This window comes from Brucella intermedia LMG 3301 (genome assembly GCF_000182645.1).
GTDB lineage: Bacteria > Pseudomonadota > Alphaproteobacteria > Rhizobiales > Rhizobiaceae > Brucella > Brucella intermedia.
Genome location: NZ_ACQA01000001.1, coordinates 311,448 through 331,256, shown reverse-complemented (window position 1 = coordinate 331,256; position 19,809 = coordinate 311,448). Strand labels below are relative to the sequence as shown.

Below are 19,809 nucleotides of genomic sequence, written 5' to 3'. Positions count from 1 at the left end.
CAAGTATTCAAAGTTTCGAATACTTCCTGAAAGTCCGCTGGCATGAAACCCAGAGATATCGCGACCTATGTTTTTCTTTCCGTAGCATGGGGATTATCATTCCTCGTGGTCTTGCGCGTCGTAGAAGCCTTTGGCTGGGTCGGCGCGGTGGCTTTCCGCTCCTTCATTGCGGCCGGAACGCTCTTTGCAATTGCGAAACTCTCCGGCCGCAGGCTGGATTTTCATGCTGGCTGGAAACCTTTTGCCGTGGTTGGCGCAACCACGGTTGCGGGGCCAGCTGATCGGCCTTTCTTATGGGACCCCGCTGATCGGAACGGCGATGGCCGCGATCTGCGTGGCCTCCATTCCGCTCTTCTCGATGATCATCAGCCAGCTCTGGGGGCTTGAGCGCATTACGTCGCGCGGGCTTGTCGGGCTGCTGCTTGGCGTTACCGGCATCGTGCTCTTGGTTGGTTTCCCGGCTGTTGCCGTCACGCCCGCCTTCATCATGGGCTGTGTCGCCGTACTTTTCTCCTGCTTTTCCGCAGCTTTCGGCAGCAACTATGCCAGCCGCCGCCTTTCCGGCACCGGTTCGTGGGAAACCACCATCGGCGCATTCGTTTTTGGCGGCATCCTCTCCTTGCCGCTCATCTTCGCTGTGCCTGTGCCAGCCCTGCCGGGGTTGGCTGATTTTGGATATCTGCTCATCTCGGCCTGCGTGATGAGCGCCCTCACCTATGTGCTCTATTTCAAGCTGGTCGGAAGTGTCGGGCCGACGAAGGCCATCAGCGTCGAGTTCGTCGTGACGGTCATCGCGGTTCTGGTAGGCGCCGTCTTCCTGAAGGAGCAGCTTTCCCTGATCCAGTTCGTCGGTGCCGCCGTCATTATCAGTGGTTGCGCCCTGGTGCTAAGCTCCCGCCCTGCACTTCCCAAGGAGACGGAAATTCTCCCTGAGCCGACAAGCGCGATAGAGGCAAGAAACGGCCTCAAGTCCGATCCGTTGTGATCCCGCAGTTCTGCTGAACATTTGAAGGCCCGTGCTTCCAAAGCCGGGCCTTCTTCATGAACGCGCCCATTTCCATAAATTGACCAGATGATAAAAAATTTGACCTTCCGAGAAAATCTGTCATCCTGTCCTTAACGGGCATCATGCGGCGGCAAAGATCGCAGCCCGGTACATAGTTGCGGCGCGCAAAGGGAACCCGCGCCTGAACAAGCAAAAATGGGAGATGCGGTCGATGAGATCAGCAGAGAATTCGCCTATTGATGCAATTGATAATCCGGGACACGCAAACGGGCCTGACATCCGTGGGGCGAGGCTTGACAAGGCCGACTATGCGCATGTTTTCGACGATCTGCATCCACCGCTTACCAAGCACGAAGCCCTGGTTGAGTCCGATCGCTGCTATTTCTGCTACGACGCTCCGTGCATGAATGCCTGCCCGACGGGCATCGATATTCCGATGTTCATTCGACAGATCAATGCGGGCAATCCGGTTGGGGCTGCGAAGACCATCCTTTCGGAAAACATTCTGGGCGGCATGTGTGCACGCGTTTGCCCGACAGAAACACTCTGCGAAGAAGTGTGCGTTCGCGAAATTTCGGAAGGCAAGCCGGTCAAGATCGGTGAATTGCAGCGCTATGCCACCGACGTTCTGATGGAAACCGGCAATCATCCATTCAAGCGCGCGCCTGAAACCGACAAGCACATTGCCGTGGTTGGCGCGGGTCCGGCAGGTATCTCCGCTGCCCATCGCCTTGCCATGCATGGCCATAAGGTGACCATCTTCGAAGCCCGGCCCAAAGGCGGCGGCCTCAACGAATATGGTATCGCGGCCTACAAGACGGTCAATAATTTCGCACAGCGCGAACTCGAATTCGTGCTCAAGATCGGTGCGATCAATGTCGAATATAACCAGACGCTCGGTCAGGACATCACTATCGAGGCGCTGAAAGCCGGCTATGACGCGGTCTTCCTCGGAATGGGCATGCCGGGCGTCAATGATCTGGGCCTTTTGGGCGAAGACGCGCCAAACGTTATCGATGCGGTCGACTACATCGCCAATCTGCGCCAGGCAAAAGACCTGTCATCCCTGCCCGTCGGCCGCAACGTGGTGGTCATCGGCGGTGGCATGACCGCAGTGGACGTAGCGATCCAGACCAAGAAGCTCGGTGCTGAAAACGTAACCATCGTCTATCGCCGCGGTCAGGAGAACATGAATGCCAGCGCCTATGAACAGGAACTGGCACAGATTCACGGCGTGGTCATCCGCCACTGGCTGCAACCCCACGCGCTTGAACGGAACGAAGACGGCACTGTCAATGCCGTGGTGTTTGAATATACCGCTATCGAAGACGGCAGGCTTTCCGGCACCGGGGAATATCTCATTCTTGAAGCCGATCAGGTCTTCAAGGCTATCGGCCAGAAGTTCGAACCGGAACCGCTGGCGGGTTCGGGCATCGGGCTATCCAGGGGACGGATCAGCGTGGACGACGAACGTCGCACGTCGGTCGAGGGCATATGGGCAGGCGGTGATTGCGTCGCAGGCGGCAAGGACCTGACCGTCGCATCGGTGGAAGATGGCAAGGTCGCCGCTGAATCGATCCATGCAACGCTGATCAAACGCCCCCAGGCAATCGAAGGCTTTGCCGATGCAGTGCTTTCAGGAGGCGCGCTCCATGCCCCGGCATCGGCTGTGCGGGACCGCGGCGTTCATCTGAGCCAGGAACAGGGCTGAGGAGATAGAAAATGGCTGATCTTTCAACGAATTTCCTCGGCATCAAGTCTCCCAATCCCTTCTGGCTGGCTTCTGCCCCGCCGACCGACAAAGCCTATAATGTCGAGCGCGCGTTCAAGGCTGGCTGGGGCGGCGTGGTCTGGAAGACGCTTGGCGCGGAAGGCCCACCGGTGGTCAATGTCAATGGGCCGCGCTATGGCGCGATCCATGGTGCCGACCGGCGCCTGCTCGGTCTTAACAATATCGAGCTGATTACCGACAGGCCGCTCGAAGTCAATCTGCGTGAAATGAAGGAAGTGAAGATGCGCTGGCCCGACCGCGCATTGATCGCTTCGATCATGGTGCCATGCGAGGAAGAAGCATGGAAGGCCATCCTGCCTCTGGTGGAAGAAACCGGCGCTGACGGCATCGAGCTGAACTTCGGCTGTCCGCACGGCATGAGCGAACGCGGCATGGGTGCGGCTGTCGGCCAGGTGCCGGAATATGTCGCCATGGTCGTCAAATGGTGCAAGCAGTATAGCCGGATGCCGGTGATCACCAAGCTGACGCCGAACATCACCGATATTCGCAAGCCTGCTCGTGGCGCCCATGCGGCGGGGACCGATGCGGTGTCGCTGATCAACACGATCAATTCCATCGTGTCGGTCGATCTGGACAGCATGTCGCCGGTCCCGTCCATTGATGGTCGCGGCAGCCACGGCGGCTATTGCGGCCCTGCGGTCAAGCCGATTGCGCTCAATATGGTGGCGGAAATCGCACGCGATCCTGAAACGCGCGGTCTGCCGATTTCAGGCATCGGCGGCATCACCACCTGGCGCGATGCGGCAGAATTCATCGCGCTCGGCTGCGGCACGGTGCAGGTCTGCACGGCTGCGATGACCTATGGTTTCAAGGTCGTTCAGGAAATGATCGACGGTCTTTCCGACTGGATGGACAGCAAGGGTTATCAGTCTCTGGATGATTTCCGCGGCATGGCCGTTGGCCACGTCAGCGACTGGCAATATCTCAACCTCAACTACGTCACCAAGGCGCGGATCAATCAGGATCTCTGCATCAAATGCGGGCGTTGCCATATTGCCTGCGAGGACACCTCGCACCAGGCAATCACCAATCTGGTCAATGGCGCGCGCCACTTTGAGGTGATCGACGAGGAATGCGTTGGCTGCAATCTTTGCGTCAATGTCTGCCCGGTCGAGGACTGCATCACGATGGAGCAGATCGGCGGTTTCGATCCGCGCACCAAGGCGCCGATCCCGGCGCAATATGCCAACTGGACGACCCATCCCAATAACCCGATGGCGGTGAAAGAGGCTGCGGAATAAAACAAAACGCCGGGCAAAAGCCCGGCGTTTTCATTTTGATATTTGGTTTTTAGCTGCTGACGCGCATTCCCTTTTCAGGCTCGAACACATGGCTCGTGGCCGGGTCGATGGCAATGGTCAGCACATCGCCGGGGCGCACCGTCAGCCGCTCGCGGAACAGGCAGGTAACCGGCTGGTCGCCGAGCTTGCCCATCACCATGATTTCCGAGCCGGTCGGCTCGACGATTTCGACCGTGACCGGCACGCCCTTATCGGCGATCTTCATATGCTCGGGGCGCATGCCATAAACGGCCTTGCCCGAAAGGCTTGCATAATCGCCTTCAGGAAGCGGCATACGGAAGCCGCCATCGGCCACAAACGAGCCTTCCTCGATCTTGCCGTTGACGAAGTTCATCGATGGAGACCCTATGAAGCCCGCGACAAACAGATTGGCCGGACGGTCATAAAGATCGAGCGGTGCGCCGATCTGCTCCACCAGACCATCGCGCATGACGACGATCTTGTCCGCCATGGTCATCGCTTCGATCTGATCGTGGGTCACGTAGATCGTGGTGGTCTTCAGGCGCTGATGCAGGCCCTTGATTTCACCGCGCATCTGCACGCGAAGTTTAGCATCGAGATTGGACAGCGGCTCATCGAACAGGAACACTTGCGGGTCGCGAACAATCGCACGGCCCATGGCCACGCGCTGGCGCTGGCCGCCGGAAAGCTGGCGCGGAAAACGGTCGAGCAGCTTGTTGAGCCCGAGGATTTCAGCGGCGCGCGCCACACGGCTGTCGCGTTCTTCCTTCGGTGCATTCTTCAGCATGAGCGCGAAGCCCATATTGTCGGCCACCGTCATATGCGGATAGAGCGCATAATTCTGGAACACCATGGCGATATCGCGTTCCTTGGCGCGCAGGTCGTTGACGACGCGCGGACCGATGGCGATTTCGCCGTCGCTGATTTCCTCAAGCCCTGCGATCATGCGCAGAAGCGTCGATTTTCCGCAGCCCGACGGGCCGACCAGCACGACGAATTCACCGTCCTGAATGTCCACTGACACGCCATGCAACACGCCGACATTGCCATATTTCTTGATTGCATTTCGGATGGATACAGATGCCATCTTGAACCTCGACTCTTATTTGACGGCGCCTGCGGTCAGACCTGCAACGATCTGGCGCTGTGCGAAAACGGTTAGCAGCAGGACCGGCAATGTGACCACGAGGGCGGCGGCTGCAAGCGGACCCCAGCTGACCTGTTCAAAGGACAGCATGTTATAAACCGCGACCGGCAGGGTACGTGTCTCGCGGCTTGCGAGCACGATGCCGAAGACGAAATTGTTCCACGAGAAGATCACCGCCAGGATGAGCGAAACCACGATGCCGGGCTTGGCAATCGGCAGGGCGACTTTCATGAACACCTGCCACGAGGAAGCACCGTCGATAATGGCTGCTTCTTCCAGTTCCATCGGTGTCGTCTCGAAATAGCCGATCATGATCCAGATCACGATTGGAACGGTGACGACCAGATGGATGATGATCTGCGGCCAGAGCGTGCCGAGCAGACCGAGCGTCTGGAACAGAAGGAACAGCGGGATCAGGTAGGACAGGCCCGGCGTCATGCGGGCAATCATGATGACGATCGCCGATTTATGCGCCTTGAGCCGCGCAATGCCATATCCCGCCGGAACACCGACCAGCAGCGCAAGCAAGGTCGCCATGCCGGTCACAATAAGGCTGTTCCAGAAATAGAGCAGAAAGTCGTTCGCCGCGAAAATCTCGGTATAGTTCGACCAGGCGAAACGCTCCGGGATCAGGATCGGCGGATAAGCGCCATTGTCGATTTCATATTTCAGCGAAAGCGACAGCATCCACACGAAGAAGAAGATCGCAGGCGACACGATGATGAAGACCAGAAGTGCCGTGCCAAGCTTCGAAAGAATTGATTTGCGTGCCATGGTCGGTCCTCAGGCGTTCCACTTGGTCCGCTGACGAAGAGCCAGAAGGACCAGCGACATGGCAATAATGACAATGAAGAACACCACGGCAATCGCCGATGCATAGCCTATGTCGTAATAGGAGAACGCCACATTATAGAGATAGATATTGATGGTTTCCGACGCGGTTCCCGGACCGCCCTGCGTCATCGCATAGATGATGTCGAAGCTTTTCAGCGCATCGATCGAGCGGATGATGACAGCCACCATGATGAAGGGCAGGATCATCGGAAGGGTGATGTAGCGGAATTTCTGCCAGCCATTGGCGCCATCGATTTCCGCGCTTTCAAAGGGATCGCGCGGCATGGAAGCAAGGCCACCGAGCACGATCAGCATGACAAGCGGCGTCCACTGCCAAGTTTCAACAGCCACCAGCGAGGGGATGACCGTGTTCTGGTTGAATATCCACTCCTGGGGCGGAATGCCGACCAGCGACAGAAGATAGTTCAGAACGCCGAGCTGCGGGTGATACATCATCGTCCAGACCAGAGCGACGGCAACCGGTGTGGCCATCATCGGCATGACGAAGATGCCGCGCAGGAGCCCGCGCATCGGCAGCTTGCTGTCAAAGACCAGCGCTGCGATCGTGCCCAGGACCATCGGAGCCACGACCGACAGAACCGTATAGACAACGGTATGCCACATGGATTCCCAGAAGCGCATATCGGCGGCAAGACGCAGATAATTGTCGAAGCCGACAAAGCTCTGCTCGCCGCCCAGTTGCCACTGGTTGGTACTCATCCAGAGCGTAAACACCCATGGGAAGACGATCACCGCCCCGACGGTGATCAAGGCTGGAAGAACAAACGGCCAGTAGCTTGGCCGCAAGCGGCTCTTGCCAGTCTTGGTGGGGGAAGCTGCCGCAGCAACTCCCGTTTTTGCTCCTGTCGGGGCGGCAGATGTCATTTCCCTTCGCTCCGTGCGAGGACCGGACGGAATTCTTCCGTCGCGCGTTTCATTTCAGCTTCCGCGTCGGCGCCGTTCAGCAGATTGGTGAGGCCAACACCGATAATGTCGCGGAATTCCGTGACAGGCACGATGACCGGCAGGCAGAGCTGGCTGATCGGGGCTGACTTCGACAGGGCTTCCACCCAGCCTTCCGGCATGGTGACGCCCTTGCGCACGGCTTCATCATCGATGACCGACTTGCGGAACGGAACCCCCGACCCCGACTGCAACAGGCGAGCGCCCATTTCCTTGGAAATGGCCCACTGGCAGTAGAGATATGCGGCTTCCTTGTTCTTGGAGGCTTCGGTCACGCCGATGCCGTCGCCGGTCGTCGGTGCTGCCTGCGCATTCGGGCCTGCCGGCATGACGCCATAGCCGACCTTGCCGACGACGCGCGACTTGTTCGGGTCTTCGAGCGGCGGGGCAAAACCGATACCGTCAAGCCACATGCCGACGCGACCCTGCAGGAAGTTCGACTGGCATTCTGCCCAGTTGAAGCCCGCAACGCCGGGAGGTGCCGATTTGGTCATCAGGCGCTGATAGAGCTTTGCGGCTTCGATGCCTTCAGCCGAATCCGTCTGGAGGTTGCCATCGGCGTCAACCGACTGCTTGCCATAGCCGAGCAGGAGGCTGGTATAGACCGGCGCATTGGCATTCTTCATGCCGCGCGCGACGAAACCATAGGTGTTGGTCGATGGATCGGTGAGCGCTTCGGCGGCGGCGACCAGCTCTTCGAAGGTCTTCGGAAATTCGATGCCCTTGGCGGCAAAGAGTTCCTTGTTCCAGTAGATGATCCAGTAATCGACCGAGAATGGCAGCGCGCCGAAACGGCCATTGGCGTCCTTGGCGAAGGTCAGACCGGCACTTGCGAAATCATCTTCCGTGAGCGATGCATCCGTCAGCGTCGGATCCTTCAGGAACGGGTTCAGGTCGGCAAGCCAGCCGCCCTTTTCGAACTGGCGCTTCTGGACGTGATAGCTGATATGGATGACGTCGAAGCTCGGGCGACCGGACGTCAGCTCGATCACCGCCTTCTGGCGCTGCTGCTGTTCGGGCATCTGTTCGGAATGCACCTTGATGCCGGTCAGCTCCTCGAATTCCTTCTGGTATTTCTGAAGGATTTCACCGCGCGGGCTCTTGATGAGGTTCACTTCCAGCGTGGTACCGGCAAACTTCTTCCAGTCGACTTTCGACTGGGCGAAAGACGGGCTGATGCCCGTCATGCCCGATGCAGCGATTGCCGCCGAGCCCGCCAGGAACTGGCGACGTGTTGGACGTAATAGATTCATTGCATGCTCCTCCCCAAATTTCCGTCGGCCCGGCAACTCCTCTTGCCCGGGCTCTGGTCGTTAAATCTGCAAAGCCAGTTTCCGTGCATTGTTGATGTGAACGGCAATGGCATCCATGGCTGTCTGCGGATCGCGTGTTTCGATTGCAGCGAGGACGGCCAGATGCTCCTGCATGACCGGAATGACGCGACCGGTGATGCGGAAACGTTCCTGATTGATCAGGCGCATCTTGATCGTGTTGGTCTGATAGGCGCGCCAGATGATTTCATTATCGAGCGAGCCGACAATCGTATCGTGCAGGCTCCAGTCGATAGTCTGCGCCCGCGCCTCCAGTTCCGGTGTTTCACCTTCCGCCATCGCGCGTTCCAGAGTTTCCTCATGTTCCGCACGCAATGCGCGCAGCAATTCGTCGGACGCTGATTGGCAGAAAATCGCTACCGACTCCTTCTCGATAAAGAGGCGGAACTGGAACGCTTCGCGGATCAGATTGAGATCGATATGCGCGATCTGAAGCCCGCGCTGCGGCACGGTCTTGATAAGGCCTTCCGCTTCAAGGCGCGGGATAAGCTCGCGGATAGCGCCCAGCGGCAAGCCCGTCATGGTGACGAGCTGGCGCTGCGAAACGAACTGGCCCGGATGAAAATCACGCGCCAGCAAATGCTGGGTGAAGCTCTGATAAGCCTTGTCCCGCAATTTTACCGGTTCGTTGTGATCTTCCGCCAAATCCGTTCCCCCTCTATCCTTTCAGGCTTATGCCGCCTTCAGGCCGCTTTTGCCATATGCAAACGGTCGAATACACTACCAATTGCATCGCAGTCCGCATCATTGAGTGAAATCAGGGGCGCACGCACACGCCGCCATTCCTTGTCACCCGTATGGCGCGCCACCATGGCCTTGACCGCTGGCGTTACCGGATAGTTCAGCAATTGCTGTACTGCGGCCACCAGTTCGGCATCGTCCTGTCCGTCATTGATCATGCGCAGAAGACGGTCGGGGAACAGATTGGCCATGCCGGAAATCGCGCCCTGCCCGCCAAGGCGCACACCGGCTGCAAGGTCGCGCTCGTCGCCGATCAGGATCGCGATGTCCTTATGCGCAGCTAGCAGTTTTTCGGTATAGGCCCAATTGCCGGAAGAATCCTTCACGCCAATGATGATGTCACCAAAAGCTGCACGCAGGCGGCTGATGAGATCGACCGAAAGCTCGACCGCTGTAACCGACGGGATATTGTAGAGAATGATGCCGCGCGCATCTTCACCCAAACCTTTGACGACGGACGAGAACCAGTTGAACAGGCCCTCATCGGAGAGGTTCTTGAAATAGGAAGGCGGTGCGAGGAGAATGGCCTTGCAGCCGCGGCGCAGCGCGTCGCCAGCCTGGAGGACAGCGTCGGCAACCGAATTTTCCATCACGCCCACGACCATGCTGGAGGCCGGAAGACCGCCTACCACAAATGCATCCAGAAGAGCGGCGCGCTCGGCATCGGCAATCGACGCCCCTTCGCCGGTGGTGCCAAACAGGGTCACGCTCGAGCAGCCATTATCGAGCCGCGCGCGTGCATGCTTCAGCGCACGGCTGACATCGATCTTGCCATCTGCGTCGAATGGCGTGGTGAGCGCTGCAGAGAGACCGAAACGCTCCTGCCCGGAATGATTATGTGCCAAGACTGGCTCCTCCCAAATTTGAACTTTAAGCTGGCACATACTAACATGTTAGTAAAGAGTCAATTCGGGTTCAGTGCGTAATTGCATGATTTTCGGAGGATGGGAGAGAAAGCAAATTACCTGAAACGCGAGCCAGTTCAGCGCGCTGACATCTCCTTCCTCATCCTGAGGAGCTGTTGAAAAACAGCGTCTCGAAGACGAGGGGCGACGTCTGAAGACGGTCAACTTATCGGGTTGGAACAATCCCGGTTTCGATGAAGGAAAGCACTTCCTGTGGGCGCGGCGAACCGGCCCGCCCGCCGAAGCGCGCGCATTTGATCGCCGCAGCCGCATTGGCAAAGCGAATGATGTCGGTCATCGGTTTGCCTTCCACCAGACCCCATGCAAAAGCGCCATGGAACACGTCGCCTGCGGCCAGCGTATCCACTGCATCGACCTTGAAACCGGGCACGTGAGAAACCGGTTTGCCCGCGCCTTCGCTCCAATAGCAGCCTTCCGCTCCGGCGGTGACCGCTGTGAACACATCATGGCGATTAGCTAAAATGCGGACACATTCACGCAAATCCGTCGTGCCCGCGACGCTGATTGCAGCGGGTTCCGATGCAACGATATGGGTTGCAAGCGGCAGCAGCGTTTCGAGCAATTCGACGGGCGCGGTATCCGCGTCCAGTATGGCCGGAATACCGGCATCGCGCGCGGCACGCAGCGCGGTCTCAGCAGCCCATGGCCAGCGGACATCGGTCATCACGGCGGCATAGGCTCCCGCTGCAATGGGCGGCACCACGTCGGACGGGCTTGCAAGCCTGCGATCATAGAAAGGCACGATGATGCGTTCGCCGCTCGCATCAACGAGGATTGACGAAAATGCGGTGCGGGCGTCTTCCAGCCGCCGGATATAGGCACAGTCGATGCCTTCGGCCTGAAGCTCCGCGACGGCACGATCCCCAACGGGATCAATCCCCGCAGAAGCCCAGAGCGCCACATCGCCGCCAAGCCGGGCAATCGCCGCGGCTGCGCTCGAAGCCATGCCGGCTGCTATTTCGACGGCCTCGCGCGGCAGATATTTGCCTGCCGCATGAGGAAGCGCATCAAGGCGCAAGATGGTGTCCATGGTAAGGGCACCGACACAGAGAATTCTGGATGTCATGATTACGAAATGAGACCTTCCGAGCGAAGCGTCGTCCAGAATTCCTCGGGGATCGACTGCTCGAACCAGACCACGTTCTGCCTGATCTGTTCCGGCGAGCGGACACCGATCAGAATGGAGCTGACGGCCTCATGTCTCATCGGGAACTGCATGGCGGCGGCGGCGAGCGGTACATGATACTCGTCGCAAATATCGTGCAGGCGATTGGTGCGCGCGATGATTTCGGCAGGGGCATCGGCATAGTCGAACTTCTGTTCGCCGCCACGCGGTGCCGCGAGAATACCGGAATTGAACACACCGGCAATCACCAGAGCCATGCCCCGCTTCTGCGCCAATGGCAGGAATTCCTTTTCGGACACCTGATCGAGCAGCGAATAGCGGCCAGCCAAAAGCGAGCAGTCGAGATCAGCCTCTTCAAGCGCATCGCGAATGATCTGCCATTCGTTTACACCAAGACCGAAGCCCTTGATATTTCCCGCCTCGCGCAATTCGGTGAGCGCGCGGAAACCGCCGCCCTTGGTAAGCGCGTTCCAGTGGATTTCTTGCCGGTCGCCGTGGGTCACACGGCCAATATCATGGACATAGAGCAGATCGATTTCAGGAAAGCCGAGACGCTGCTGGCTGTCATCGAAGCTCCGCATGATGCCATCATAGCTGTAATCAAAGACCTCACGAAAATTGAGGCCATTGTGCCAGCCGGAATCGAACGGATTTTTCGGCAGCGCAGGCGGCAATGTGCGGCCCGCACGCTCGTTGGCCATTAGGCGCCCGACCTTGGTTGAAACAACGGCGCGCTCGCTCTTTTCACGCAGCATATCGCCGAGAATGTGCTCGCTGCGGCCATAGCCATACATCGGCGCACTGTCATAATAACGGATGCCGCTATTCCAACCGGCTTCCAGCAAAGCGTCGGCGTCAGAGCGGGAAACGGGCGCATAAAGCCCACCCAGAGGTGCAGTTCCCAGACCAAGCGCCGTCACAGTCAAACCGGTACGGCCAAGCGTTCGCTTTTCGGATGCCTTCAAATGCATGGATATCTCCTCAACAACGGCGACGAACGCCGCACTCCTTGTTCAGCGCCTCGTGATCCAAAAACCGCTCGCACTTTTTGGGATGCGCTTCCTCTTTCACCGCATCTTATCCAAAAACCGCTTCGCACTTTTTGGGATGCGCTTCCTCTTTCACCGCATCTTATCCAAAAACCGCTTCGCACTTTTTGGGATGCGCTGCCTCTTCCAGCGATTGATAGGAGCAAGCTTGTCGAAGCGCAATCGGAAAAGCATGCGCATGCGAACAGTCTATTCACTTGCGAATAAACCATCCTTGACAGCCGCAAATTTCCTGCCGATATTACTATGATGTCAGACCAATTTTAAAACCAATAAGGGAACGGGTCTGGACGGATTGCGCTGCGAATGTCTGGGGCAGTCCGGAAAATGGAGGCAGAATGAAAGATCGCAGGCTGTTGCAGATCGCGCCGCTACCGCCGATGGATCGCGCCCGGCAGGTGACGGACGCACTCGCCAATTACATTGCGACCGCGCAGCTGCAGGCCGGAGACCGCCTTCCCGCAGAACGCGAACTGATGACGGCGCTCGCTGTCGGCCGCTCCACCATTCGTGAAGCAATCCGCCACTTTCAGGCCCTCGGGGTGATCGAAGCCCGCAAGGGTAGCGGCACCTATCTGCTCAAGCCGATTTCGGCTGCAACCATCCATATGCCGCTTTCATTCGATCCTGCGCAGTTGCGCGATGCATTGCTGCAATCGCTTGAAGTGCGCCGTGGCATCGAAGCCGAGGCCAGCATGGTCGCTGCCCGCAAACGCACGGCTGAGGACCTCGTGGTCATCGAGCGCAATCTCGATGAGATGGAGCGCGTTCACATCGCGGAAGGCACGTCCGGACCCGAGGATCTGGCGTTCCATCTCGCCATTTACGACGCGACCCACAACCCGCTTTTCAGGCAATTGCTCGAACAGATGCGCGAAGCCTTCCTGCGTTTCTGGGATCATCCGTTCGAGCGGGTAGACTTCGCGCGGCGGACCTTTCCGTTCCACCGCACCCTCTTCAACGCCATCGTGGCTCAGGACCCTGAAACCGCGCGGCAGGAAACACTCAAAATCCTCGACATTGTCGAGGAAGACATCAAGGAAATGTCCAAATGACTGACGGGATGGACCCGCTGGATTTCGCAGCGCTTACAGTCGCCCATGATGAAGGCAATGCTTTCGACGCCGTGGTTCCGCCCATCGTGCAGACTTCGCTTTTCACCTTCCCAAGCTATGACGACATGGTCGCCTCCTATCGGGGCGAAAAGGTTCGGCCCATCTACACGCGCGGCCTCAACCCGACCGTGCGCGCATTTGAAGAAATGCTGGCAAAACTTGAAGGCGGCGAAGATGCGCTCGGCTTTGCCAGCGGTATGGCGGCGATCTCTTCAAGCGTGCTGGCCTTCGTCAAGCCAGGCGACCGCATTGTCGCCGTGCGCCATGTCTATCCGGATGCGTTCCGGCTTTTCGGCACTATCCTGAAACGCATGCAGGTGCAGGTCGACTATGTCGATGGCCGCGACGAAGAGGCGGTTGCAAAGGCCCTGCCCGGCGCAAAGCTCTTCTACATGGAGAGCCCGACAAGCTGGATCATGGAAGCCCATGATGTCGGGGCCCTCGCCCAGATCGCCCGGCAGCATGGCGTTCTGACCATCATCGACAACAGCTGGGCCAGCCCGATCTTCCAGCGTCCGCTGTCGCTGGGCGTCGATCTCGTCGTGCATTCGGCATCGAAATATCTTGGCGGCCATAGCGATGTCGTGGCCGGCGTCGTGACCGGCTCGAAAGTGCTTATCAACGCGATCCGCGCGGAAACCTATCCATATCTCGGCGGCAAGCTTTCGCCCTTTGATGCCTGGCTTCTGGTGCGTGGCATGCGCACCTTGCCGACCCGCATGAAGGCGCATGAGGCATCGGCGCTGGAAATCGCAAAGCGGCTTCAGGCGCTGGATGTGGTTGAAACCGTGTGCCATCCCGCCCTTGCCAACCGCTTGCCTGCGGGCCTCACTGGCACGTCCGGTCTGTTCTCGGTCATCTTCCGCGAAGGCGTGAACATTCGCGAATTCTGCAATCATCTCGATCTGTTCAAGCTCGGCGTGAGCTGGGGTGGACATGAAAGCCTGATCGTGCCGGGTGAAGTCGTGCTGCAGCAGAAGGCGCAGCCCAATTCGGCGCATACGTTCGGCATCGATCCGCGCTCCGTGCGCCTGCATGTCGGACTGGAAGGAACGGAAGCGCTGTGGCGGGATATTGAAGGAGCGCTCGCAGCATCGGCCGTGTGAATAAAACAGTGAGGAGCAATAAGGGGAACTGCAATGAAAAAACTAATAGCAGCCGCATTCGCAACCATGCTTTTGAGCGGTACGGCGCTTGCCGATACCACCTTGAAGCTTGTTGAAGTCATCACCAGTCCCGAGCGCACAAAGACGCTTGAATCCATCGTCGCCAAGTTCGAGGCGGCCAATCCGGGCACCAAGGTGGAAATCATTTCGCTGCCATGGGGCGAATCCTTCCAGAAATTCGCCACCATGGTTTCGGCGGGCGAAATCCCCGACGTCATGGAAATGCCGGACACCTGGGTCTCGCTCTATGGCAATAACGGCATGCTGGAGAATCTCGAGCCTTATCTCGAAAAATGGGAAACCACATCCGACCTGACCGAGCGCGCGCTTGAGCTTGGCCGCAGCGTCAACAACACAGCCTATACGCTGCCTTACGGCTTCTATCTGAACGCGATGTTCTACAACAAGAAGCTGCTGAGCGAGGCAGGCGTATCCGAACCGCCGAAGACGCTGGATGAATTTGTCGAGGCCTCCAGGAAGATCGCAGCCCTTCCTGGCAAATCCGGCTATTGCATGCGCGGTGGTCCCGGTGGGCTGAATGGCTGGGTGATCTTTGCCGCTTCCATGGCGGGCAACAACAAGTTCTTCAATGAAGACGGCACCTCGACCATGAACAGCGAAGGCTGGAAAAAGGGCATCGCCTGGATGGTCGATCTCTACAAGAACGGCCTTGCACCGAAGGACAGCGTCAACTGGGGCTTCAATGAAACCGTGGCCGGTTTCTACAGCGGCACCTGCGCCTTCCTCAATCAGGACCCGGATGCGCTGATCGCCATTGCCGAACGCATGAAGCCGGAAGATTTCGGCGTCGCCATCATGCCGAAGGGCCCGGACGGCAAGACCTTCCCGACCATCGGCTTTGCCGGCTGGTCGATGATGAGCGCGAGCAAGAACAAGGATCTTTCCTGGAAGCTGATCTCGATGCTCGAAGGGCCGGAAGGCAACATCGAGTGGAACAAGCGGACCGGCGCGTTGCCGGTTCTCAAATCGGCCCAGAACGATCCGTTCTACAGCGGCGAGCAGTTCAAAGGCTGGTTCGATGAACTGGCCGACAAGAACGTCGTTCCGACCGTGATGCCGACCTATCTGGAAGAATTTGCCTTCTTCAAGGATTCGCTCGTCATCAAGACCTCGCAGGAAGCGCTACTCGGCGACATCACCCCGGACCAGTTGGCCGACCAGTGGGCAGAATATCTGACCAAGGCGCAGCAGAAGCACCTCGCCAAGCAATAGCACCACGAACGATTGGCAGGCGCGGAGTTTTCGCGCCTGCCCATCCTCTTCATGCAATCCCCGCGAAGGGAAAAATGATGACCGACACCGCTTCCATAAAGGCCCCGGTGCGCAACGAAGTGCCAAGGCAGGACCAGCGCAGCTTTTTGCAGCGGCTTGCGCACGCCTCCGAACCCTATCTCTACAGCGCCCCTGCGCTCATTCTCATCGGCGCCATCATGCTGGTTCCGCTGATCCTCGGCGTCTCCTATGCCTTTCGCGACATTCAGTTGCTCAACCCGTTTTCGGGCGGCTTCGTGGGGCTTGATCATTTCCGCGAACTTGCGACCGATCAGGCCTTCTATCGTTCCCTGAAGAACACGCTCTGGTGGACCGGCTGCTCGGTGCTGCTGCAATTCGTGTTCGGACTTATTCTGGCCCTGCTGCTCGACAAGCCATTTGCGGGGCGTGGACTGGCACAGGCGCTGATCTTCCTGCCATGGGCGGTCCCGACATTTCTCACCGGCCTCAACTGGGCCTGGCTGTTCAATCCGGTTATCGGCCCGCTGCCGCACTGGCTGCATGCAATCGGCATCCTGAGCGCGCCAAACAATATCCTGTCCGATCCCAATCTTGCCATGTGGGGCATCATCACCGCAGGTGTGTGGTGGGGCATTCCGTTCTTCGCCATCACCATGCTGGCCGCCTTGCAGGCCATTCCGCGCGATCTTTATGAAGCGGCGGCGATCGATGGCGCAGGCCCCGTGCAGCGTTTTCTGTCGATCACGCTTCCTTACCTTGCGCCGACCATGGCCATCACCATTCTGCTGCGCACTGTCTGGATCGCCAACAGCGCCGACCTGATCGTCGTGATGACAGGCGGCGGCCCTGCCGACCGGACGCAGATCGTTGCAAGCTACATCTTCACGCAGGCCTTCAAGCGGCTCGATTTCGGTTACGCCTCGGCCATCGCGATGGTCCTGCTTGTCCTGCTGATGGTCTATTCGATGCTCATCGTGCTGTTGCGCCAGACGCTTCTGAACAAGGATTGAGCCATGCCCAACCGTAAAATCTACCTTGCCGGCGCGCATCGCATTGCCATTCTCCTGTTCGTCCTGTTTGCACTGTTTCCGATCTTCTGGCTGGTGAAGGTATCCGTCACGCCCAATGATCTGCTTTACAGCGAGGGCGTGCGGCTCTGGCCATCGCGCATGACGTTCGACCACTTCAGCCATGTATTGAACAACAGTTCATTTCCGCTGTTCTTCCGCAACAGCCTGATCGTGTCCGGATCGACCGCCATCATCGTCACGCTGCTGGCATCGCTTTCCGGCTATGCGCTGTCGCGGTTCAACTTCCGCGCCAAATACTGGATCGTGGCGCTGATGCTGCTGACGCAGATGTTTCCGCTCGTGATGCTGATTGCGCCAATCTACAAGATCATGGCGCCGCTCGGCCTTACCAACAGCCTGCTCGGCCTCGTCATCGTCTACTCGGCCTTCAACGTGCCCTTCGCCACCTTCCTGATGCAGTCGTTTTTCGATGGCATTCCAAAGGATCTGGAAGAAGCCGCGAAGATCGACGGCGCAACGCAGTTCATGGCCTTCCGCCAGATCATCCTGCCGCTGACCCTGCCCGGCATTGCCGCGACGCTCGGCTTTGTCTTCACCGCTGCGTGGAGCGAGCTTCTGTTCGCGCTGATGCTGATTTCCGGCAATGATTCCGCCACGTTCCCGGTCGGGCTGTTGAGCTTCGTCTCAAAGTTCTCGGTCGATTTCGGACAGATGATGGCAGCAGGCGTGCTCGCGCTCATCCCGGCCTGCGTCTTCTTCTTCCTCATTCAACGATATCTCGTGCAGGGCCTCACGGCTGGCGCGGTAAAAGGCTGAAAGGATTTTTCCCTATGGCTTCCATCGATATTCAGTCTGTCCGCAAAAGCTATGGCGAACATGCTGTTCTGCACGGCGTTGACCTTGAGATCAAAGATGGCGAATTCATCGTGCTGGTCGGCCCGTCAGGCTGTGGCAAGTCCACGCTTCTGCGCATGATCGCCGGGCTTGAAGACATCACCTCGGGTCAGGTGCAGATCAGCGGGAAGCGCGTCAATGAACTGGCCCCAAAGGATCGCGACATCGCGATGGTGTTCCAGTCCTATGCGCTCTATCCGCATATGAGTGTGGCCGACAATATGAGCTACAGCATGCGGCTGCGCAAAACGCCAAAGGAGAAGATCGCCAGCGCCATCCACTCGACCGCCGCCAAGCTTGGCCTTGAGCCTTTGCTGGAACGCCGTCCGAAGGCGCTTTCCGGTGGCCAGCGTCAGCGTGTCGCCATGGGCCGCGCCATCGTGCGCCAGCCCAAGGCCTTCCTCTTCGACGAACCGCTCTCCAATCTCGATGCTCGACTGCGCGAGCAGATGCGCGCTGAAATCAAGAAGCTGCACGGTGAACTGAAAGCCACGTCCATCTATGTGACACATGACCAGATCGAAGCCATGACACTGGCCGACCGCATCGTCGCCATGCATGGTGGTGTGGTGCAGCAGGTTGGCTCCCCGCTGGAGCTTTACGACCGTCCGGCCAATCTCTTCGTGGCGGGCTTCATCGGCTCACCGGCCATGAACTTTCTCGATGTGACCTATCTCGAACAGGATGGCGGTCCGCGTCTGAAACTCAAGGACGGCACGCTCATCGCATTGCCGCAGCCCTTGAACCTCAGGGACGGCGCCAAAGCGACGCTTGGCATTCGTCCCGAGCATGTCCATATCGAGAAGTCCGCGGGCCTTCCTGCCGATGTCGATCTGGTGGAGCCGACCGGTTTCGGCATCATCCTGCATCTCGGCCTGCATGGATTGCCGTTCAAGATTTTCACGCTGGACCGCGATGCGCTGCACATGCAGGGCTCAATTCAGGTGAGCTTTCCGGCTCAGCACCTCCACCTTTTCGATGGCGACGGAAACCGGGTGGAGTCGCGAGCGGTTCAGTAATCCGTGGCGAAGCGCGCCTGGATGCTCTGCGACAACAGGGCGACTGGGCGCGTCGTGTCGCCCGGGGGGTTCCACAGAAGCTCCTCGATCTCGCTGGAAGCAACCGGAACCTGACCGTCTTTCAAAGTCAGGTGAAACAGTTCCGCCTCGACCGTCGCATCGGCCTCATTGGCGGCAGGCGCTGCCATTTTTGCAGCATAACGCAACTGGCTCTCGTCAATGAGAATGCCAAGCTCTTCCTCGATCTCGCGGATGAGCGCGATTTCAGGCTGCTCGCCTGCGTCGATCTTGCCGCCGGGCTGGAAGAAAATCTCGCTGCCGCGCTTGCGCACGAGAAGGAAACGGCCCGCCTCATCGCGGACGATGGCTGCTGAAATTCGAATCGTCTTCATGAGGGCGGACTTTCGTCTCGCGGGCGAATGCCGTCAAGAATGATGGCACTCACCGCCCGGGCCGTTTCGTCATAAAATCCGGCTTCTTCCGAACGGCGGCCAAGAACCGCTGCGACCTGAACGGAAAAATCCGAATAGTGCTGCGTTACCGCCCATATGGTGAAAATCAGATGGTACGGGTCCACCGGAGCCAGGCGCTTTTCCGCAATCCATCGATGGATGACCGCCGCCTTTTCATCGACCAGCTGCTTCAGATGCCCCTTCAGAAAATCGGAAATCGCCGGTGCGCCGTGCAATATCTCATTGGCAAAGAGGCGCGAAGCCTCCGGTTTCTTCGCCGACATTTCGAGCTTCAGCCGGATGTAGCGCCGCAATTCCTCCAGCGGATCGCCGTCCGGGTCGATGTGCTCGAAAGGCTCCAGCCAGCTCGCCAGCGTGTCTTCCAGCACTGTCACATAAATATTCTGCTTGCGCGGGAAATAATAAAGCAGGTTTGGTTTCGACATGCCCGCCTTCTCGGCGATCTGGTCGACCGTCGAGCCACGAAAGCCGTAAGCAGAAAAAACCTCCAGCGCTGCATCAAGGATAAGCCTGCGATTTATGCCCTGAATGCGCGTCGCGCCTTCCGACCTGTCGTTCGACGTCCTGTCGTTTTCGACCGCCTCGGTGCGTGAGTCTGAAGGAGCTGTGGCCATTTGACACCTTTCAGCAGCATAGAATTTTTCAAAAGCGCTTGACCATGTTCAAAGGCTCTTCTAGCC

The 19,809-nt window shown here is 58.4% G+C and carries 19 protein-coding genes and 1 pseudogene; 10 read left to right on the top strand and 10 right to left on the bottom strand.

What is annotated here, in order from left to right; translation table 11 throughout:
• Positions 1-42 precede the first annotated feature (42 nt).
• The 3 genes and pseudogenes from OINT_RS01505 (at position 43) to preA (ending at position 4,039) form a co-directional block, all read left to right on the top strand.
• Positions 43-985, top strand: a pseudogene (locus tag OINT_RS01505) (DMT family transporter).
• A 223-nt stretch (positions 986-1,208) separates the two neighbouring features.
• On the top strand, positions 1,209-2,717 hold the full coding sequence (locus OINT_RS01500; protein ID WP_006466014.1) for an NAD(P)-dependent oxidoreductase: 1,509 nt from the start codon (positions 1,209-1,211) through the stop codon (positions 2,715-2,717).
• 11 nt (positions 2,718-2,728) lie between these two features.
• Positions 2,729-4,039 carry an NAD-dependent dihydropyrimidine dehydrogenase subunit PreA gene (gene preA / locus OINT_RS01495; RefSeq protein ID WP_006466013.1) on the top strand — a complete coding sequence of 437 codons (1,311 nt, stop codon included), beginning with the start codon at positions 2,729-2,731 and terminating at the stop codon, positions 4,037-4,039.
• A gap of 49 nt (positions 4,040-4,088) precedes the next feature.
• Here the strand turns inward: preA and OINT_RS01490 are convergent, their stop codons facing one another.
• The 8 genes from OINT_RS01490 to OINT_RS01455 form a co-directional block, all read right to left on the bottom strand.
• On the bottom strand, positions 4,089-5,147 hold the full coding sequence (locus OINT_RS01490) for an ABC transporter ATP-binding protein (RefSeq protein ID WP_006466012.1): 1,059 nt from the start codon (positions 5,145-5,147) through the stop codon (positions 4,089-4,091).
• A 15-nt stretch (positions 5,148-5,162) separates the two neighbouring features.
• Positions 5,163-5,981 (bottom strand): carbohydrate ABC transporter permease, encoded by an 819-nt coding sequence (locus OINT_RS01485; protein WP_006466011.1) that lies wholly within the window; start codon positions 5,979-5,981, stop codon positions 5,163-5,165.
• 9 nt (positions 5,982-5,990) lie between these two features.
• The gene (locus tag OINT_RS01480) at positions 5,991-6,926 is read right to left on the bottom strand and encodes a carbohydrate ABC transporter permease (RefSeq protein ID WP_006466010.1); all 936 of its coding nucleotides are present in this window, start codon (positions 6,924-6,926) and stop codon (positions 5,991-5,993) included.
• Positions 6,923-8,257: an ABC transporter substrate-binding protein gene (locus OINT_RS01475; RefSeq protein WP_006471080.1), complete on the bottom strand. Its 1,335-nt coding sequence runs from the start codon at positions 8,255-8,257 to the stop codon at positions 6,923-6,925. The genes OINT_RS01480 and OINT_RS01475 overlap by 4 nt, the downstream gene beginning before the upstream one ends.
• A 60-nt stretch (positions 8,258-8,317) precedes the next feature.
• Positions 8,318-8,980 carry a GntR family transcriptional regulator gene (locus OINT_RS01470; protein ID WP_006466008.1) on the bottom strand — a complete coding sequence of 221 codons (663 nt, stop codon included), beginning with the start codon at positions 8,978-8,980 and terminating at the stop codon, positions 8,318-8,320.
• Positions 8,981-9,018: 38 nt separating this feature from the next.
• Positions 9,019-9,921: a dihydrodipicolinate synthase family protein gene (locus tag OINT_RS01465; RefSeq protein WP_006471081.1), complete on the bottom strand. Its 903-nt coding sequence runs from the start codon at positions 9,919-9,921 to the stop codon at positions 9,019-9,021.
• 226 nt (positions 9,922-10,147) lie between these two features.
• Positions 10,148-11,068 carry a PfkB family carbohydrate kinase gene (locus tag OINT_RS01460; protein WP_006466006.1) on the bottom strand — a complete coding sequence of 307 codons (921 nt, stop codon included), beginning with the start codon at positions 11,066-11,068 and terminating at the stop codon, positions 10,148-10,150.
• Positions 11,069-11,070: 2 nt separating this feature from the next.
• Positions 11,071-12,099 carry an aldo/keto reductase gene (locus tag OINT_RS01455; RefSeq protein ID WP_006466005.1) on the bottom strand — a complete coding sequence of 343 codons (1,029 nt, stop codon included), beginning with the start codon at positions 12,097-12,099 and terminating at the stop codon, positions 11,071-11,073.
• Here OINT_RS01455 and OINT_RS01450 point away from each other — a divergent pair.
• From OINT_RS01450 to OINT_RS01420, 7 genes are all read left to right on the top strand, one after another.
• Positions 12,098-12,427 carry a hypothetical protein gene (locus OINT_RS01450; protein ID WP_006466004.1) on the top strand — a complete coding sequence of 110 codons (330 nt, stop codon included), beginning with the start codon at positions 12,098-12,100 and terminating at the stop codon, positions 12,425-12,427. The two genes, OINT_RS01455 and OINT_RS01450, sit on opposite strands and share 2 nt — an antisense overlap.
• A gap of 88 nt (positions 12,428-12,515) precedes the next feature.
• Positions 12,516-13,232: a FadR/GntR family transcriptional regulator gene (locus OINT_RS01445; protein ID WP_006466003.1), complete on the top strand. Its 717-nt coding sequence runs from the start codon at positions 12,516-12,518 to the stop codon at positions 13,230-13,232.
• Entirely contained in the window at positions 13,229-14,398 is a 1,170-nt protein-coding gene (locus OINT_RS01440) for a PLP-dependent transferase (protein ID WP_006466002.1), read from the top strand. The genes OINT_RS01445 and OINT_RS01440 overlap by 4 nt, the downstream gene beginning before the upstream one ends.
• A 33-nt stretch (positions 14,399-14,431) precedes the next feature.
• On the top strand, positions 14,432-15,691 hold the full coding sequence (locus tag OINT_RS01435; RefSeq protein WP_006466001.1) for an ABC transporter substrate-binding protein: 1,260 nt from the start codon (positions 14,432-14,434) through the stop codon (positions 15,689-15,691).
• A 77-nt stretch (positions 15,692-15,768) separates the two neighbouring features.
• The gene (locus OINT_RS01430) at positions 15,769-16,722 is read left to right on the top strand and encodes a carbohydrate ABC transporter permease (RefSeq protein ID WP_021586294.1); all 954 of its coding nucleotides are present in this window, start codon (positions 15,769-15,771) and stop codon (positions 16,720-16,722) included.
• Positions 16,723-16,725: 3 nt separating this feature from the next.
• A complete protein-coding gene (locus tag OINT_RS01425; RefSeq protein ID WP_006465999.1) occupies positions 16,726-17,559 on the top strand; it encodes a carbohydrate ABC transporter permease in 834 nt (277 codons plus the stop codon).
• A 14-nt stretch (positions 17,560-17,573) separates the two neighbouring features.
• Positions 17,574-18,656: an ABC transporter ATP-binding protein gene (locus tag OINT_RS01420; protein ID WP_006465998.1), complete on the top strand. Its 1,083-nt coding sequence runs from the start codon at positions 17,574-17,576 to the stop codon at positions 18,654-18,656.
• Here OINT_RS01420 and OINT_RS01415 read toward each other — a convergent pair.
• Together OINT_RS01415 and rutR are read right to left on the bottom strand one after the other, a co-directional pair.
• On the bottom strand, positions 18,650-19,048 hold the full coding sequence (locus tag OINT_RS01415) for an NUDIX hydrolase (RefSeq protein WP_006465997.1): 399 nt from the start codon (positions 19,046-19,048) through the stop codon (positions 18,650-18,652). The two genes, OINT_RS01420 and OINT_RS01415, sit on opposite strands and share 7 nt — an antisense overlap.
• Complete coding sequence (gene rutR, locus OINT_RS01410) at positions 19,045-19,743, bottom strand: HTH-type transcriptional regulator RutR (RefSeq protein ID WP_006465996.1); 699 nt, start codon at positions 19,741-19,743, stop codon at positions 19,045-19,047. The genes OINT_RS01415 and rutR overlap by 4 nt, the downstream gene beginning before the upstream one ends.
• Between the last annotated feature and the right edge of the window lie 66 nt (positions 19,744-19,809).

Coding starts and splice junctions, on each gene's coding strand:
- OINT_RS01455 (WP_006466005.1), bottom strand. CDS start 12,099: ATGCATTTGAAGGCATCCGAAAAGCGAACGCTTGGCCGTACCGGTTTG.
- OINT_RS01485 (WP_006466011.1), bottom strand. CDS start 5,981: ATGGCACGCAAATCAATTCTTTCGAAGCTTGGCACGGCACTTCTGGTC.
- OINT_RS01435 (WP_006466001.1), top strand. CDS start 14,432: ATGAAAAAACTAATAGCAGCCGCATTCGCAACCATGCTTTTGAGCGGT.
- OINT_RS01475 (WP_006471080.1), bottom strand. CDS start 8,257: ATGAATCTATTACGTCCAACACGTCGCCAGTTCCTGGCGGGCTCGGCG.
- OINT_RS01425 (WP_006465999.1), top strand. CDS start 16,726: ATGCCCAACCGTAAAATCTACCTTGCCGGCGCGCATCGCATTGCCATT.
- OINT_RS01440 (WP_006466002.1), top strand. CDS start 13,229: ATGACTGACGGGATGGACCCGCTGGATTTCGCAGCGCTTACAGTCGCC.
- rutR (WP_006465996.1), bottom strand. CDS start 19,743: ATGGCCACAGCTCCTTCAGACTCACGCACCGAGGCGGTCGAAAACGAC.
- OINT_RS01460 (WP_006466006.1), bottom strand. CDS start 11,068: ATGACATCCAGAATTCTCTGTGTCGGTGCCCTTACCATGGACACCATC.
- OINT_RS01450 (WP_006466004.1), top strand. CDS start 12,098: ATGGATATCTCCTCAACAACGGCGACGAACGCCGCACTCCTTGTTCAG.
- OINT_RS01415 (WP_006465997.1), bottom strand. CDS start 19,048: ATGAAGACGATTCGAATTTCAGCAGCCATCGTCCGCGATGAGGCGGGC.
- OINT_RS01490 (WP_006466012.1), bottom strand. CDS start 5,147: ATGGCATCTGTATCCATCCGAAATGCAATCAAGAAATATGGCAATGTC.
- OINT_RS01430 (WP_021586294.1), top strand. CDS start 15,769: ATGACCGACACCGCTTCCATAAAGGCCCCGGTGCGCAACGAAGTGCCA.
- OINT_RS01445 (WP_006466003.1), top strand. CDS start 12,516: ATGAAAGATCGCAGGCTGTTGCAGATCGCGCCGCTACCGCCGATGGAT.
- OINT_RS01500 (WP_006466014.1), top strand. CDS start 1,209: ATGCGGTCGATGAGATCAGCAGAGAATTCGCCTATTGATGCAATTGAT.
- OINT_RS01420 (WP_006465998.1), top strand. CDS start 17,574: ATGGCTTCCATCGATATTCAGTCTGTCCGCAAAAGCTATGGCGAACAT.
- OINT_RS01480 (WP_006466010.1), bottom strand. CDS start 6,926: ATGACATCTGCCGCCCCGACAGGAGCAAAAACGGGAGTTGCTGCGGCA.
- preA (WP_006466013.1), top strand. CDS start 2,729: ATGGCTGATCTTTCAACGAATTTCCTCGGCATCAAGTCTCCCAATCCC.